Genomic DNA, 15,477 nt, shown 5'->3' with positions numbered 1-15,477 from the left:
CGGGTTTACCGATGTCGCCTTGCATGCAGCTCTCAGTCTCGCGCAGCACCATTCGGCGTGGTGGATAGAAAGCGCGTGGTTGACAAGTTTCTATAACTTCAGGAACCCTGGAAATAACAGTTTAAGTGACGCCGAATTTCGTAGCCTGAGAGCGCCGGTTTTCATGCGGCTTTGGCGAGCGAAGCGACGACAAACAGCCAACACCCAAATCACACCCAACACTTACGCTGGACACAAACGTGACCCATCAGTCAGTTGCTGACCGATGAGCCACATTTAGTCTAGACACCCTTAATCTCAAACCCAAACGTAATATCCCGGTGCGATGGGATATGATACTGTTCTTCAACATCTGCGCCCCAGCTATCGATGCCGCCGACGCCGCGAACGGCACCGTACAGGGTCAAAACCGTGCGCCGAAGTGGTGGTAATTCTTCAATGTGAGTGGCGTTTTCAAGTTCTTCAGCCGTGTATGGCAAACAACTAAACGCAAGTTGCTGCTTTGGTAATGCACTGAACGTTAACTGAAAATCACCGTGTGACGGATCCGCGTTATTTAACGTCTGGTTGCGCGTCACCGTAACCCAGTCAGTACCCATGTGCATCCCGCACTCTTGAGGGACCAGATACTTCGTCACTGGCAAGCCATCAACGTGGTACTTGCCTGGAATTCCGCCGGCCATTCGATCAGGATAGGTTTCGCCTGACAGACCTTGGTAGTCAAATCCAGTGGCTGGTGTTGGCATGATGAAGCGAAGGCCAAAGGCTGGCAGTTCCGGCAAACTCGTCATGCCGTAATAGTGGGCCTGAACCTTGATTGCACCGGTGCCGTCGACTTGATAATCAACGTTGACCGTCGTTGCTGGCACCGTCGTTGTCTCGTAAGTAAACCGAATCGTTACATGGTCCGCAAATTCGTGATCGGTATACTGGTTGTTCACCGGTGAAATTGGCAATTCGATTGGCAAATCGTCCACTTTGATGGCGACCTTGATGCATTTTAAAAAGACGTCCGTTGCTAACCATTGGGCTGCCTGTTCCGAAAAGTGATTGCCACGGTCGTTGTCAGTGGTTGCCCGCCAAAAAGTTGGCTTCGGTACGCGGTACAACCATTCCTTGCCGTGTTGAACTAACGACTCCAAACCGCCGCGTTCGTAACTGAAAATGTAGTTAAAATCGGTACCCCGGAGTCCCAGAGTTGCGTCACCGTAGATAATCTGTAACGCCTTAGTTGATGTGCTTGGCATAGTAGTATTTCACCTCCTGAAGAGCTGGCTTTGGTGTCCGGTCCGCAAACATGAGGCCGTCACCGGAAAATTCATAGTCGGAGTGCCGGTCGTCAAAGTCCCCGCCGTAACGAAGAACGGGTTGACCAGTGACTTCATCCTTTACTGAAATTGCTTGGTCGATAAAGTCCCAGATAAAACCGCCTTGGTACATTGGGTATTTATCGATCAAGTCATTATACGATTTCATGCCGCCCAACGAATTACCCATATCATGCATGTACTCACACTCAATAAACGGCTTCTTCGGATTATTTTCCAGATAAGCCGCAACATCAGCGGGGGCCGCATACATCATACTTTCCACGTCCGAAATCTGATCTTCGTAAGCTCGGTTGCGGCAGACCCCTTCATAGTGAGTCAAACGGGTATCATCGTGTTCCTTGTAGAAGGCGTTCATCGCCGCAATGTTATCGCCAGCGTATGATTCATTTCCTAACGACCAGAAGAGGATCGCCGTATGATTTTTAAACGTTTCATAGTTGCTTCGCGCACGGTCCAACACAACTTCGCGCCATTCGGGTAACGAGCCTGGGACGTTGTAGGACGGTTCAACCGCCCCCATTTTCTGCCAGCTACCGTGTGATTCTAGGTTATTTTCAGCCATCATGTAGATGCCAGCCTGATCACAGAGGTAGTACCAGTCGATTTGATCTGGATAGTGACACGTCCGGACTGCGTTAATGTTATTTTCTTTAAAGGTTTTTAAATCCGCGACCATATCCGCGTGACTGATACAACGACCGGTTTTCGCGTTCCACTCGTGCCGGTTGACACCGTTGATCACTAACCGGTGACCGTTAAGCAGCATTACCTTATCCTTAAGTTCAAAGCGGCGGAACCCAAAGTCGTATGGCACAAGTTCAATTGTCGTGTCATCTACTTGGGTCAGTTCGATCCGCAAATGATACAGATACGGATCAACATGGTCCCATAAGTGCACATTTTCAACTGAGACATTGTCAAAGTGTAAGTGTTCCGCAGCGGGTTTCGTTAACGTCAACACGGCGTTATCCTCATGATCGGTGACGGTCACTTTAACCATCGCATCCACGTCAGCTTCCGTCTTGGAAAGCGTCAAGGCTAAGTTAAAATCACCCGTTTTCAAATCGCCCAAAACGTTAGGCCGCAACGTCATATCCTCCACGTGAACATCTGGTTTGGCTAATAGCCGTACTGACCGGAAAATACCAGAAAATCGGAAGAAATCTTGATCCTCAATAAAGGCAGCGGTACTGCGCTTAAAGACTTCCACCGCCAATAAGTTTTCACCGTCAGTTAAGTATGGCGTCAAGTCAAATTCGGACTGGGAAAAGCTATCCTCAGCGTAGCCAACAAATTGCCCGTTTAACCATAGGTACATCGCTTGTTCAACGCCATCAAATTGAATGACTACCCGCTTACCTTGAAGTGCCGGGTTCAACTTAAACGTTGTGACGTAGGCGCCAACCGTGTTATCCGCGCCGTTACTAAACATACCCGTTCCTTGATCTTTCGAATCAAGTGCATGGGCTGGCCGCCGGTAAATCTTACCCTCCCACGGATAAACCGTGTTGATATAGTGAATCTGCCCGTAGTTTTCAAGTTCAATGTGTCCGGGAACGGTGATCGTGCCAAACTGACTACGATTATAATCCGGATCAGCAAACCCAACGGGCCGTTCCGCTGGCGTTTGCGCAAATTTAAACTGCCACTGACCATCCAATGATTGAACCAACTGACTCGTTTGTGCTGTCAGCTCTGCATCAGTTTGGTAAAATCGGTGGTCACTGTGTGCTGGTAATTGATTGACCCGAAACACTTGTGGGTCATCAAGCCAGCCGATTTCTGGTGTCATCTCATTTAACCTCCTTGAGGCCTCAATCAGTGTGCTAGCCCACTTTCTAAAGTGTTTCACCTTCTAGCAGCGACTATATCACTACTTAATTGAGTGCTTACCTCTAAAAACATATTATAAAGCGCTTACAAGTACATCATAAAGGTTTTTACCCGTAGAATACAGGCCTAATTTCAAGTTTTTTAGTGTGATTTTCATTAGAAAATATTCATTTCAAAATGAATAGTGAATAAATAACCCGTCAACACCACCTGTTTTGTCCGATTAACGTGTTATTTCATGCATCTGATTAATTTTTATTTAAAAAGTTCTTAACATTTTCTCATTTTGTGTTAATCTAGTTATAAAGTTAGTTGGTTTTATTCTTGTTGTGTTAGGGAGGATTGTTTTATGAAATTAAATCGAATGCTCACCGTGACCCTTGGGGCTGCCAGCATTGCGTTACTGTTAGGGGCCTGTGGTTCCAAGAGTAGCTCAAGTAGCAGTAAACAGGTGGTCACGATGCCCGCAGATGCGCAGTTAAGTACCATGGACCTGTCAAAATCAACCGCGGTCGCCACGTTCAACACGTTAAACAACACGAACGAAGGGCTGTACCGTTTAGGAAAGGACAGTAAGGCTGAACCCGGAATGGCCACCAAGGAAACCGTTTCTAAAGATGGGTTGACCTACACCTTCAATATCCGCAAGAACACCAAGTGGAGTAACGGCGATGCATTGACTGCCGCTGACTTCGTTTATTCTTGGAAGCGGACTGTCAATCCTAAGACCGGTTCTCAATATGGTTACCTCTTCAGTGGCATCAAGAACGCCGATGCCATCATGAACAATAAGATGGCCGCCAGCAAATTAGGGATTAAAGCGCTGGGTAAATACAAACTGCAAATTACCCTTGAAAAGCAAATTCCTTACTTTAAACTGTTACTTGGCTTCCCAGTATTTTACCCGCAAGACCAAAAAGTGGTTGAAAAATGGGGCAGTCAATATGGTACGCGCAGCAACCGCCTCGTTTACAACGGGCCGTTTAAGTTAGCCGGCTGGAACGGGACTGGTAACACCTGGAAGTTAGTTAAGAACAACAACTACTGGGATAAGAAGAGCGTGAAGTTAAACGGCGTTGACTACCAAGTGGTTAAAGACAAGCAAACCGGTCTCAACCAATACAATCAAAAGAAGTTAACCGCGGTTAACCTTTCTGGCCAACAAGCCAAGAATCTCAAGAGTAACTCCGACTACATCGAACGGATGGAGAGTTCATGTTACTACCTCTCTCTCAACCAAAAGATGAAACTTTTCAAGAATAAGAAGATTCGTCAAGCCTTCTCAATGGCCGTTAACCGGAACACACTGGTCAATAAGGTCTTAAACGACGGTTCAATCAACACCGGGAGCTTCGTTTCAAAAGGTTTGGCCGTTAACCCTAAGACTGGCAAAGACTTCACCGCAGACGCAACGATGCCAGCCACAGTTAAATATAACCCAACCAAAGCTAAGCAACTCTGGAAGGAAGGCCTGCAAGAACTTGGCATGAGCGGCAAGACAATCAAATTGACCCTGTTAGCCGGTGATGATGATTCGACTAAGCAAGTTACCCAATACCTGCAAAGCAATTTGCAGAAAAACTTACCTGGTTTGAAGATCACTAACAACAACTTGCCATCCGCTAACGTTTTGGCAAAGCAGTCGTCACACTCGTTCCAAATCACCTTATCTGACTGGTTCGCTGACTTCTCAGACCCAATCACCTTCTTGAACATTTTGACCACGGGTAACTCAAGTAACCAATCACAATGGTCAAACAAAGAATATGATAAGTTGATTAAGGCGTCATCAACGACGGATGCAAGCAACCCTGAAGCTCGTTGGAACGACATGGTCAAAGCTCAAAACGTCTTGCTAGATGATGCTGGGATCGCCCCACTGTATCAATCATCCGCACCTTGGTTGATGAACAGTAAACTGAAAGATTTGGTTTACAACACAGCTGGTGCAAACTATAACTTTAAGACGGCCTACTTCAAGTAACCGTTCTGACCTACCTCGTTAACTAGTTATTCTAGTGCTAATAACGCTATAACTGAACACTTACCAATATTAGTTCTATTATTATAGTAGAAACTCGTTCAACTTAACGTTATAAGTCGCTAGAAAGGAGGTGACCGTTTCCTCCTAGTACCATTGATTAATAACACGTTGCACCCTCTCAGTACCGGCTGAGGGGGGGTTTTTGTGTAGAGTGTGGAGAAAGGCGGTTAGAGACCAGTGCCTAAGCAACTTCTACCATAATCCCCGGGTTTTGGGGATTGTGGTGGAAGTTGCTTAGGCGCAGGTCTCTGCCTTTCGGAGCAGGTTTAGGCTAGGTAATAGTCTCGAGAGAAAATGAACGCTTTAATTACCTTTGAGTTAAGAAGCCGATTCGATTCTTACCAATTTAGAGTGCGGTGGAAGTTGCTTAGGTGCAGCTCTCTGCCTTTCGGAGCAGGTTTAGGCTAGATAATAGTCTCGAAATCAACCAAAATCTTTCATTACCCTTACGTTCAACCAACTCAAAAGTACATCCCCCGAAACCATCAGTTCCACCCAAGTCGCCATCATTTTCTCCCACCAACCACTTTTCTTCACACACCAAAATTGTTCCACACCAGATATAGTGTCCTCCGCATGTTTCACACATCTAAATCTTGTGAACCGAAACACATCCTTTCTCATTCCAAATTTCTACCGTATAATAGACCACATTGTGTTTTTAAGGAGGACGACTTGGTGAGTTATCTATGGCCATTAATTTTAACGATCATTGCTAACGCTGCCTATCAATTATCCGCTCGGGGAATTTCATCTCGTGTGGATCCCCTATTTTCGCTTTGTATTACATATGGCGTGGCGCTGCTAGGTGCATTGATCATGTACCTGCTCAGCAAGCATCACTCGCTTCAAACTAACCTACATATGCTTAACTGGGCCTCGGTCACAATGGGCCTAGCCATCACCTTTGTGGAGCTTGGCTACTTATTAACTTACCGCGCAGGTGCCCCCGTGGGGTCAACTGCCATTACGGTCAATGCAGCGATTACGTTGCTTTTAATTCCAATTGGCTTGATTTTCTTCCACGAAGAATTTAGCCTTCGTAACGGCCTTGGATTTATCCTCGCTGTGATTAGCCTGTACTTGCTTAACAGCTAACAGCGGCCAAAATTTGGCCAATGCTGACAGGCTAAAAAGTCAACCATTTCTTGCCAAATGACCGAATAAAAAAATTTTAAATCACGAAAAACCATGCTACGCTGGCGTTGAAATCGGTTATCAAAACGACTGTCCAAATACTATATGTTGATATTTTCTCCGAGTGACGATACTATATATTGTATTGAAACACAAAACGAGGAGGACATCGGCATGCAAGTTACATCATCCAAATTAATTACGCTATCATCAGAATTTATCGAACAAGTGAAAGACGAAATCACTCCTCACTGGGGTGAACTCGGTTGGGTTACTTACAAACGTACATACGCCCGCTGGATCGACGAAGAAAACCGTCACGAAAACTGGGACGAAACCGTTAAACGAGTGATTGAAGGTAACATCAACTTAGATCCCCGCTTACACGAAGATCACATTGATCCTGAAGTCGTCACCGAACTTGAAGACGAAGCGCAAAAGCTGTTTAAATTAGTTTACAGTTTGTCTGCAACGCCATCTGGTCGGAACCTTTGGATCTCTGGTTCAAAGTACCAAGATCGTAACGGTGACGCCCTGAACAACTGTTGGTTTATTGCTGTGCGCCCTCAACCATACGGTGACAGCCACATCATGCCCGACTACTTGGATCAAGACCAAGTGGCCGTTTCAATGCCCTTCTCATTCATGTTTGACCAATTAATGAAGGGTGGCGGCGTCGGCTTCTCCGTTGTTCAAGACAACGTTAAGCAGATCCCAATGGTTGACGACAACGTTAACTTGACGATCCTAATCGACGAAAAGAGCGACTCATATACGGATTCAATCGCATTGGGTGCCACTGACAAGCAACAATGGTTAGCTGAACACTCACTTGACGAAGGTCGTTACTACAAGCTTCCTGATACCCGTGAAGGCTGGATCTTAGCCAATGCGAACTTAGTTGATATGCATTTTAACAGCACAAACCCCGATCACGAATCAAACTTGATCCTTGATATGAGCGACATCCGGCCAAAGGGTGCCAAGATCAAGGGCTTCGGTGGGACTGCTTCAGGTCCAATGCCATTGATTGAAATGTTATTTGATACCAACAAATTACTTGATGCTCGGGTTGGACAAAAGTTAACTTCTGTTGACTGCACTGACTTAGGTAACTTGATTGGTAAGACGGTCGTTGCTGGGAACGTGCGTCGTTCTGCTGAACTTGCTTTAGGTTCTAGCGATGATGACGCCTTCATCACTATGAAGCAAGACCAAGACAAGCTTTACCACCACCGTTGGGCTTCTAACAACAGTGTTGCTGTTGATACGAAGAAGGCAGATTACACCGCTGTTGCTGATTCAATCATGCACAATGGTGAACCTGGGATCGTTAACTTGGAATTGTCTAAGCACTTTGGTCGTTTAGTTGACGGTCGTCAAGAAAACATTGACGGCGCCGTTGAAGGTACCAACCCTTGTGGCGAAATCTCACTTGATAACGGTGAACCATGTAACCTCTTTGAAGTCTTCCCATCCGTTGCAACGGAACAAGGCTTTGACCTTGAAGACGCTTTTGGTTTAGGGACGCGTTACACGAAGCGGGTCACTTTCAGCAACTACGACTGGGAAGTTTCTCGTAACGTCATCAAAAAGAACCACCGGATCGGGATCTCAATGTCTGGGATTCAAGACTGGATCTTAAAGGAATTTGGCAACCGCGTTGTGCTCGGCTTCAAGGACGGCATCGACCCTGAAACGCACGAAGCCATCAAGGAACCTGTTTACGACGAACGCGTTGTGGCTAAGTTTGACAACATCTACCACGCCATCGTTGACGCTGATAACGCCTACTCAGCTACTTTGGGTTGCGCACCTTCAGTTAAGCACACGACCGTTAAGCCTTCAGGGACCGTTGCTAAATTAGCTGGTGTTTCCGAAGGGATGCACTTCCACTATGCTGGTTACCTTATCCAACGGATCCGGTTCCAAGACACTGACCCATTGTTGCCAGCATTGCAACTTTGTGGCTACAAGATGGAACCTGACGTTTACACGAAGAACACGGTTTGCGTTGAATTCCCAGTTCGCGCTGCCCATGCTGATAGCGATCAATTCGCCTCAGCTGGTAACGTTTCAATTGCGGAACAATTCGCAACCCAAGCCTTCTTACAAAAATACTGGTCAGACAACGCCGTTAGTTGCACGATCACCTTCCAACCAGAAGAAGGCGACCAAATCGCTGACCTGATGAAGCAATACCGGTTCAGCATCAAGTCGACTTCTCTGTTGCCATACAGCGGCAGCGACTTCAAGCAAGCGCCTAAGGAACCAATCACCAAGGACGTTTACGAAGCACGCCGTGGCCAAATCACAAACGACGTCCACGCCGTTTACGATTCAATGGCAACCATGGATCAAAAGGACCTCGACTTGATCGACCAATCAGATTGCATTGGCGGTGCTTGCCCAGTTCGGTAGAGAGTGTGGAACAAGGCGTTTAGAGACTGGAGCATAAGCGGCTCTCGCCAGAATCCTCGGGCTTTGAGGATTGTGGTGAGAGCCGCTTATGTGCAAGTCTCTGCTTTGTGGAACACGTTTAGGCTCGAGGACAGCAATGCACTACTCTTTAACATCAAAAAAAGTCACCACCCAAACAAGCGGCAACCTCCCACCCGAGGTTGCCGCTTGTTTGCTTGTCCGCCCATTTCTTCCCCCTACCGCTTAAACCGCCTAAACAACAACCCAACCCCCACCAATCCCAAAACTGCCGGCCATAGTTGCACCACCGCCGTCTGCTTCTTGGTCTCAGGTTGAACGGAAACCGCCTTTGGCGTCTCCGTTTCAGGAATCTGTATTAGCGGCTGCTTGACCGCCGTCATCATGGCATCACGATCTAAGCGCTGAACAAGGGCTTGTTCTGGCACTCGTCCGTTACCTTGAAACGGTTGCTGCCAAATCACACTCCCCATCATCACCAAAAGGACGCCACCAACAATTACTTGCCACTTGTTCATCATCGTGTTCGCCTCCCTATTCGTTGTCGTTCGACTATCGTTAACTTTAGTTTAGCGAAGAGGTGTGATGATTTTATAACTAAAATTGGATTTTTTCGGTATTTTTGAGTCGTGATTCCGGTCCAAAGCCGTAGCCGAAACCGCTCTGAATAAGTTATAATGGTATCATTCCACTCATTGAAGAAGGCGCGCACTATGTTGAAGCAGTATCAATCTCTTCCCCACGGCATTCGTAATCGAATTAAGGTTATTGCGGTACTGACCGTAATTCTCTTGATTGGAATTGGCTTAACCCACCACTCACTTTCAGCCCATTCAGCCGAACAGGCTAGTCAATCCATTTCACCGGCGGCACGAGCGCGCAACGTTCGGCAGGAACAAAAGCGAACTCGGTTGCGCCTGCAACGGTATTTAAACCAAGTCACCGCTGATAAAACTGCTAGCGTTTACTTTTATAATTTAGGCGCCAAATCCGGCAGTCCGGCTGCCAAAAGCAGTTCTGCTGACTTCTACAAAGCCGGCAGTCTTCATGCCAGCGCTAACGCCCACACACCCGAAATTTCAGCCAGTACATATAAACTCTTCATGGCCGCCTTCGTTTTCCACGAAGAAAAGCTTGGTAATTTCACTTGGACCGCCAGCAACGTTGACGGCTTTCACCGCATGATCGTTAACAGTGATAATGATTTTTCAGAAGACTATCTAGATTCTTGGGGATTGCCAACCCTGAATCAATTTATTGCCCAACAGGGCTGGTACAACCCGACCTTTATTGCCGGGCAAAATTCCCAAACAACAGCGGCTAGCCTTGCTGGCGCATTATACGACCTCCAAACTGGCCAAGGTGCGTTTAGTAACACAAAAGACCGAAAACTACTCTTAACCCTCATGCATCAACAAATCTATCGCACGGGGATCCCGACTGGGGTTCAAAATGCCAAGTCTGGCACTCAAGTTCGCGATAAGGTGGGCTTTTACGCCGACACCAATAACGATGCTGGGATCGTCACTCTGCCGAATGGCCAGCAATACATTCTAGTCGTCATGACTCACGGACATCAGCAAAGTGGCTTTAGTGGCTTTCCCCGCATTGCCACGATTGCGGAACACGTTCAGCGATTGGTTTATGGGTCAAGCACAACTAAGCGCATTAATGCGTTATATCGGTAGTTTTTGCCAACTAAAAATAGCCACCAGGTAATCGAAAGTGATTGCCCGGTGGCTATTTTGACTTTAATATTGCGTTGAGGGTTGTTGTCCTTGAGCATAAACGTGTTGTTTCGCATGCTGCGCGTTACTGTCCTTGAGACTAAACGTGTTCCACAAAACTGAAAGCTGCACCTAAGTTACTCCCAACACAAAGCCGAAAACCACGCCTTTCTGTCGGGAGTAACTTAGGCTCCGCTTTCAACCCGTTTTGTTCCACACTCTCTAATCTTGAGCACCCCGTCCTAAATATGCAGAAATCATCCAGATATACTTATCAATCAACGTATGACATTCGATCAACAGGTCTTGCGTTGAGAAGTCCTTTTCTTCATCTGTGATTTCAATGCCCTTTTGATACTGGTCGCTCAGATACTTAAATTGCGTGTCTAAACGTTCCATATACTGTTTCAGGCTGTATTGGTCCCAGGTCACCTTTTCATCCGGCAGACCCGTATTTTCGATAAATTCATGGGTGGTCGAGAGCGGTGCGCCACCGATGGCAATTAAACGTTCTGCGATTTCATCTAATTGGTTGGCTAGTGCGTCATTGTAATCATCCATTAACGGATGGAGTTTAAAGAACTGCGACCCACGCATGTACCAGTGGATCTGCTGAATGTTGACTTGTAGCTGACTTAAATCGGCAATTAACTGATTGAGTTGTGCTTTCGTCTTCTTATATTGAGCCATTCCCTTTACCTCCAGTATTGACTGACAGTGACTAACAATTCGTTACTTTATAATTATACCAAACTGCAAAAGATTTCTGGTGTATTTTGCTCAGTCGTTTACTGCCAACTAAACTTGCGCCACTACCAAATTCCCATTAAAATGGGAAACATACATATTTGATCCACAATCGAAAGGACTTACATATCATGATGATTATCGGTGCAGTTGCTAACGGTCTTGCCGTTGGCATTGGCGGGCTAATTGGCCTGCTTTTTAAGCGCGGCATTCCAGAACGAATGAAACTACTGGTGATGCAGGCGCTCGGCGTTACTGTTCTATACGTCGGTATCTCGGGGTCGTTAAAGGGCCACAATACCGTTTACGTTGTGCTCTCCCTCGTCTTCGGTGCCATTTTAGGTGAACTCGTTGACTTCGATCGCCAATTTACCCGACTAGGTGCATGGCTGGAACGAACGTTGAATATGGGGAGTGAAGCCCGGATTGCCGATGGCTTCGTTACCGCCACCCTCTTCGTTTGCGTTGGTGCGATGGGAATTGTCGGTTCACTTCAAAGCGGGATGTCTGGTAATAACAGTGTTTTGTTTACCAAATCCATGATTGACGGCATTTTCGTTCTCGTGCTGGGGTCCACCATGGGTATTGGCGTTTGCTTTGCGGCCGTTCCGGTATTTGGTTACGAAGCGATTTTGACACTGTTGGCCAACACGGTGGCCGGCGTCTTTACACAAACCGTAATTGATGAAATGACCTGTGTGGGCTCGTTGCTCATCTTGATGATTGGGTTGAACATGCTGAAACTGACTCAGATCAAGGTGGCTAATTTGATTTTGGCGCCGTTTTTTCCGATTTTATTTTATGCGATTTTTAATTGAGCTTGATGGATGCACACCATACGGTACTATCTCTTGTTTGAGATGGTGCCGTTTTTTGTGTTGGCATTCCTAGACAAAGAACAATTAGCGACGTGTTTTGCGATTACGTTTGTTTCGGCTTGGGGGTAACTATTACTTCTTGGGGTTCTTGGACTTTGTTATATTTGGCCGCTTTGTTCCTTCTGGCTGCCACGCCGAAACGCGATAAAAGAAGCAAAAGGTTGCATATAAGGCGCCTCAAGCTAAGTGGAATCAGGTCATCGAGAAATGTTGGCGACGTGCTTTGCGATTACGTTTGTTTCGGCTTGGGGTGACTGCTACTTCTTGGGGTTCTTGAAGTTTGTTATGCTTGGCCACTTGGTTCCTTTCTGGCTACCACGCCGAAACGCGATAAAAGAAGCAAAAGGTTGCATATAAGGGCGTCCCAAGTAAGTGGATTTAGGTCATCGAGAAATGTTGGCGACGTGCTTTGCGATTACGTTTGTTTCGGCTTGGGGGGTAACTGTTACTTCTTGGGGTTCTTGGACTTTGTTATGCTTGGCCACTTGATTTCTTTCTGGCTGCCACGCCGAAACGCGATAAAAGAAGCAAAAGGTTGCATATAAGGGCGTCCCAAGTAAAGCTACCAAAGCCCGGTAGCTTTACTTGAGACGCCCTTATATTTCACCTTTTAAGCGCTTCTTTTATCGCTCTACAACTCCAAAAACTTCCCCGTCGCCTTCATATTCTCCACAAACTTCCCAACGGTTTCATGCCGATTCCAATCCCGTTGCAATTCACACGCTAATTGGGCGTACGAGGTTAGCCTTGCACCGGCCTGTTCTACTCGGCGGAGCGCTGCTTCATGGGCATCCACACTGGTGCCGCCCACCGCATCCACCACTGGGTATACGTTGTAGCCCTCACTCAGTGCATCCAGCGCTGGGAAAGTTAAGCAGGCTTCCGTCCATAGTGCCGTCATAATGATGTTTTTACGGCCTAACTGTTTAACGACTTGGTTGAATTCCTGATCCTCCCACGCATTGATCGTTGTTCGATCCAACGATGGCGTGTCCCCTAACACCGCTTTTAATTCCGGAATCGTGTCCTTATTACGACCGGTCCCCACGTTCACGGTAGATAGCACGATCGGTACATTAAAATCGCGCATTAACTTGGTCGTCGCAATAATATTTTGAATCAATAAATGCCGGTCCATCGACCCGATTGACGTAATCTGAGTTGGTTGGTAATCAATAATCACAAATACGCTATTTTCTGGCGCCAATAAAATATCTTGCTGTGGATCACGCGGTGCAAAGCTTGTCATGGTTAATCAGTCCTTTCCAATGTGTAGGTTCAGTATACCCGGCGAATGCGAAAAATGAAAGCGCTTATATTTAGTATGCGCTAAAATGTATAAAACAGCGGGTATTAATGGAAACATAATCAATCGTTCGATTATGTTATCGTTTTCATGAAAAAAATTACCAGTTTAGCTTTCTTTAGTGAAAATATTTTTCATTTTTACTTGAATGTTTCATTACTTTTAATTACAATGCTTTTGTTAGCTTTTTTTACAACTGCATAACTGTATCTAAAAGCGTAAGAGAAATGAGGAGAGATTTTGCAATTTATCGTTTTGGCATTAGGGATTGCCATTCTGTTATTCCTAATCATTCGTGTTAAATTAAACACGTTCGTTGCCTTGATCACCACGGCCGTTTTAGTTGCCTTGGGATTAGGGATGAACCCATATAATATCGCCGATACCATTACCAAAGGGATCGGGAACTCAATGGGTGAACTCGCCATTGTCTTCGGGTTCGGGGCCATGATCGGTCGTCTGGTTTCAGAAGCTGGTGGATCTTACCGGATCTCCCAAACCCTGATTGGCTTCTTTGGTAAGAAACGGCTTCAACTCGCCATTGTGGTCGCATCCTTTATCATCGGGATGTCCATGTTCTTCGAAGTTGGGTTAGTGCTGTTAACCCCAATCGTTTTCTCGATTGCCCTCGAAGCCGGCGTGCCGTTCCTATACCTTGGCTTGCCAATGGTTGCCGCACTGTCGACGACCCAAGCCTTTTTGCCACCACAACCAGCACCAACGGCTGTTGCAACGGCTTTAAGTGCTAACATTGGTCAAGTTCTGCTTTACGGGATCATCGTGGCTATTCCAACCGTGATCGTGGCTGGTCCATTGTTCACGAAGTTGGCGCAACGCTACGCCCCAGAAGCATTTGGCTATAAAAAAGAACTGCCAGCCTTTGGTGAAATCAAGCAGTTCAACCTTGAAGATACGCCTAAGTTCGGGATTTCAATTTTAACTTCCCTCTTCCCCGTGATTTTCATGGGTGCTGCTACGATTTACCAACTGGTGGTGACTGGCGCGAATGCCAGCGCGGCCAAACACGGATTTAACGCCTATATGTCAATGATTGGGAGTCCCGTCGTTGCCATGCTGGTTTCCCTGCTGTTTGCCATCTGGTCAATGGGGATTCACCAAAAGCGCAGTATGAAACAAATTGGTGATGCGTTGACTGAATCAATCAAGTCAATCGCCATGCTGTTGATGATCATCAGTGGTGGTTCTGCCTTTAAACAAGTGTTGCTAGACGGTGGTGTCGGTGACGCCATCCAACACTTAGTTGCTGGTGTTAACCTCTCACCACTGATCCTCGCTTGGTTAATCGCCGTTGTGTTGCGGATTGCCCTTGGTTCAGCTGCTGTCGCAAGTATGACCGCTGCTGGTCTGGTAACCCCATTAATGATCGCTACTCACGCTGATCCAGCCATGTTAGTGCTCGCCATCGGTGCCGGTTCCGTTGCTGCATCACACGTTAACGATGCCGGGTTCTGGATGTTCCAAGAGTACTTCGACTTAACGGTCAAGCAAACCTTAGCCATCTGGACGGTGCTGGAAACGGTCCTTTCCGTGGTCGGGTTGATTTGCGTTCTGATTTTAAATGCAATTGTAAATTAATTTGATTAACTATTGAAACGCCCTTCGCTGTTGCGAGGGGTGTTTTTGTTTACTGTCGCTTGTGTACAGAGTAAGTGTTGGGTGCAATTTGGGTGCAATTTGGGTGCAATTTGGGTGTCGGCTGTCTGTCGTCGCTTCGCTCGCCAAAGCCGCACGTGAACCGGCGCTCTCTGGCTACAAAATTCGGCGCCACTTAAACTGTTATTTCTAGGGTTCCTGTCATTGTAAGAACTTGTCAACCACGCGCTTTCTGGCCACCACGCCGAATGGTGCTGCGCGAGGCAAAAGGCTATGTGTAACGGGCTCTAAGCCAAACTACCAAAACCCGGTAGTTTACCTTAGAGCCCGTTACACGCCGCCTTCTGACCGCCTCGCTCCGCACACTTACGCTGGACACAAGCATAAGTGCGTTACAAAAATACGAATACAATTAAATTGC

Annotated in this window: 11 protein-coding genes; 6 read left to right on the top strand and 5 right to left on the bottom strand. The window is 46.7% G+C overall.

All coding sequences use genetic code 11. The features are described 5' to 3' along the window. Nucleotides 1-281: 281 nt before the first annotated feature. Both ACYVR3_RS08580 and ACYVR3_RS08575 read right to left on the bottom strand, forming a co-directional pair. The gene (locus ACYVR3_RS08580) at nt 282-1,247 is read right to left on the bottom strand and encodes a beta-galactosidase small subunit (protein WP_461243911.1); all 966 of its coding nucleotides are present in this window, start codon (nt 1,245-1,247) and stop codon (nt 282-284) included. Continuing rightward, the gene (locus ACYVR3_RS08575) at nt 1,228-3,123 is read right to left on the bottom strand and encodes a glycoside hydrolase family 2 TIM barrel-domain containing protein (protein WP_461243910.1); all 1,896 of its coding nucleotides are present in this window, start codon (nt 3,121-3,123) and stop codon (nt 1,228-1,230) included. The genes ACYVR3_RS08580 and ACYVR3_RS08575 overlap by 20 nt, the downstream gene beginning before the upstream one ends. Nucleotides 3,124-3,513: 390 nt before the next feature. Here ACYVR3_RS08575 and ACYVR3_RS08570 point away from each other — a divergent pair, with 390 nt between their 5' ends. From ACYVR3_RS08570 to nrdJ, 3 genes are all read left to right on the top strand, one after another. Beyond that, nucleotides 3,514-5,148, top strand: a complete 1,635-nt coding sequence (locus ACYVR3_RS08570; RefSeq protein WP_057151986.1) for a peptide ABC transporter substrate-binding protein — start codon at nt 3,514-3,516, stop codon at nt 5,146-5,148. A 738-nt stretch (nt 5,149-5,886) separates the two neighbouring features. After that, nucleotides 5,887-6,306 carry an EamA family transporter gene (locus ACYVR3_RS08565; RefSeq protein ID WP_461243909.1) on the top strand — a complete coding sequence of 140 codons (420 nt, stop codon included), beginning with the start codon at nt 5,887-5,889 and terminating at the stop codon, nt 6,304-6,306. A gap of 213 nt (nt 6,307-6,519) precedes the next feature. Then, on the top strand, nt 6,520-8,766 hold the full coding sequence (nrdJ, locus tag ACYVR3_RS08560; protein ID WP_461243908.1) for a ribonucleoside-triphosphate reductase, adenosylcobalamin-dependent: 2,247 nt from the start codon (nt 6,520-6,522) through the stop codon (nt 8,764-8,766). Between the two features lie 236 nt (nt 8,767-9,002). On the opposite strand, the gene ACYVR3_RS08555 is transcribed toward nrdJ, so the two are convergent. Next, the gene (locus ACYVR3_RS08555) at nt 9,003-9,305 is read right to left on the bottom strand and encodes a hypothetical protein (protein WP_461243907.1); all 303 of its coding nucleotides are present in this window, start codon (nt 9,303-9,305) and stop codon (nt 9,003-9,005) included. A gap of 192 nt (nt 9,306-9,497) precedes the next feature. Here ACYVR3_RS08555 and ACYVR3_RS08550 point away from each other — a divergent pair, with 192 nt between their 5' ends. Further along, nucleotides 9,498-10,472 carry a serine hydrolase gene (locus ACYVR3_RS08550; protein ID WP_461243906.1) on the top strand — a complete coding sequence of 325 codons (975 nt, stop codon included), beginning with the start codon at nt 9,498-9,500 and terminating at the stop codon, nt 10,470-10,472. A gap of 261 nt (nt 10,473-10,733) precedes the next feature. Here ACYVR3_RS08550 and ACYVR3_RS08545 read toward each other — a convergent pair whose 3' ends face one another. After that, the gene (locus ACYVR3_RS08545; protein ID WP_054737181.1) at nt 10,734-11,201 is read right to left on the bottom strand and encodes a Dps family protein; all 468 of its coding nucleotides are present in this window, start codon (nt 11,199-11,201) and stop codon (nt 10,734-10,736) included. 188 nt (nt 11,202-11,389) lie between these two features. On the opposite strand from ACYVR3_RS08545, the gene ACYVR3_RS08540 reads away from it, so the two are divergent. Next, nucleotides 11,390-12,076, top strand: coding sequence for a DUF554 domain-containing protein (locus tag ACYVR3_RS08540; RefSeq protein WP_461243905.1), 687 nt, complete (start codon nt 11,390-11,392; stop codon nt 12,074-12,076). A 691-nt stretch (nt 12,077-12,767) separates the two neighbouring features. Here ACYVR3_RS08540 and ACYVR3_RS08535 read toward each other — a convergent pair. Next, nucleotides 12,768-13,385 carry a hydrolase gene (locus tag ACYVR3_RS08535; protein WP_461243904.1) on the bottom strand — a complete coding sequence of 206 codons (618 nt, stop codon included), beginning with the start codon at nt 13,383-13,385 and terminating at the stop codon, nt 12,768-12,770. A 294-nt stretch (nt 13,386-13,679) separates the two neighbouring features. On the opposite strand from ACYVR3_RS08535, the gene ACYVR3_RS08530 reads away from it, so the two are divergent. Continuing rightward, nucleotides 13,680-15,038 carry a gluconate:H+ symporter gene (locus ACYVR3_RS08530; protein ID WP_461243918.1) on the top strand — a complete coding sequence of 453 codons (1,359 nt, stop codon included), beginning with the start codon at nt 13,680-13,682 and terminating at the stop codon, nt 15,036-15,038. The last annotated feature ends 439 nt before the right edge of the window (nt 15,039-15,477 follow it).

It is taken from the genome of Secundilactobacillus muriivasis (assembly GCF_054785195.1).
Note: the sequence above shows the minus strand (reverse complement) of the source record. Positions and strands in the feature narration are given on the sequence as shown.

What these genes read in the sequence shown, in the direction of transcription:
- nrdJ (WP_461243908.1), top strand. Translation starts at nt 6,520, where the DNA reads ATGCAAGTTACATCATCCAAATTAATTACGCTATCATCAGAATTTATC.
- ACYVR3_RS08535 (WP_461243904.1), bottom strand. Translation starts at nt 13,385, where the DNA reads ATGACAAGCTTTGCACCGCGTGATCCACAGCAAGATATTTTATTGGCG.
- ACYVR3_RS08570 (WP_057151986.1), top strand. Translation starts at nt 3,514, where the DNA reads ATGAAATTAAATCGAATGCTCACCGTGACCCTTGGGGCTGCCAGCATT.
- ACYVR3_RS08580 (WP_461243911.1), bottom strand. Translation starts at nt 1,247, where the DNA reads ATGCCAAGCACATCAACTAAGGCGTTACAGATTATCTACGGTGACGCA.
- ACYVR3_RS08555 (WP_461243907.1), bottom strand. Translation starts at nt 9,305, where the DNA reads ATGATGAACAAGTGGCAAGTAATTGTTGGTGGCGTCCTTTTGGTGATG.
- ACYVR3_RS08540 (WP_461243905.1), top strand. Translation starts at nt 11,390, where the DNA reads ATGATGATTATCGGTGCAGTTGCTAACGGTCTTGCCGTTGGCATTGGC.
- ACYVR3_RS08545 (WP_054737181.1), bottom strand. Translation starts at nt 11,201, where the DNA reads ATGGCTCAATATAAGAAGACGAAAGCACAACTCAATCAGTTAATTGCC.
- ACYVR3_RS08550 (WP_461243906.1), top strand. Translation starts at nt 9,498, where the DNA reads ATGTTGAAGCAGTATCAATCTCTTCCCCACGGCATTCGTAATCGAATT.
- ACYVR3_RS08575 (WP_461243910.1), bottom strand. Translation starts at nt 3,123, where the DNA reads ATGACACCAGAAATCGGCTGGCTTGATGACCCACAAGTGTTTCGGGTC.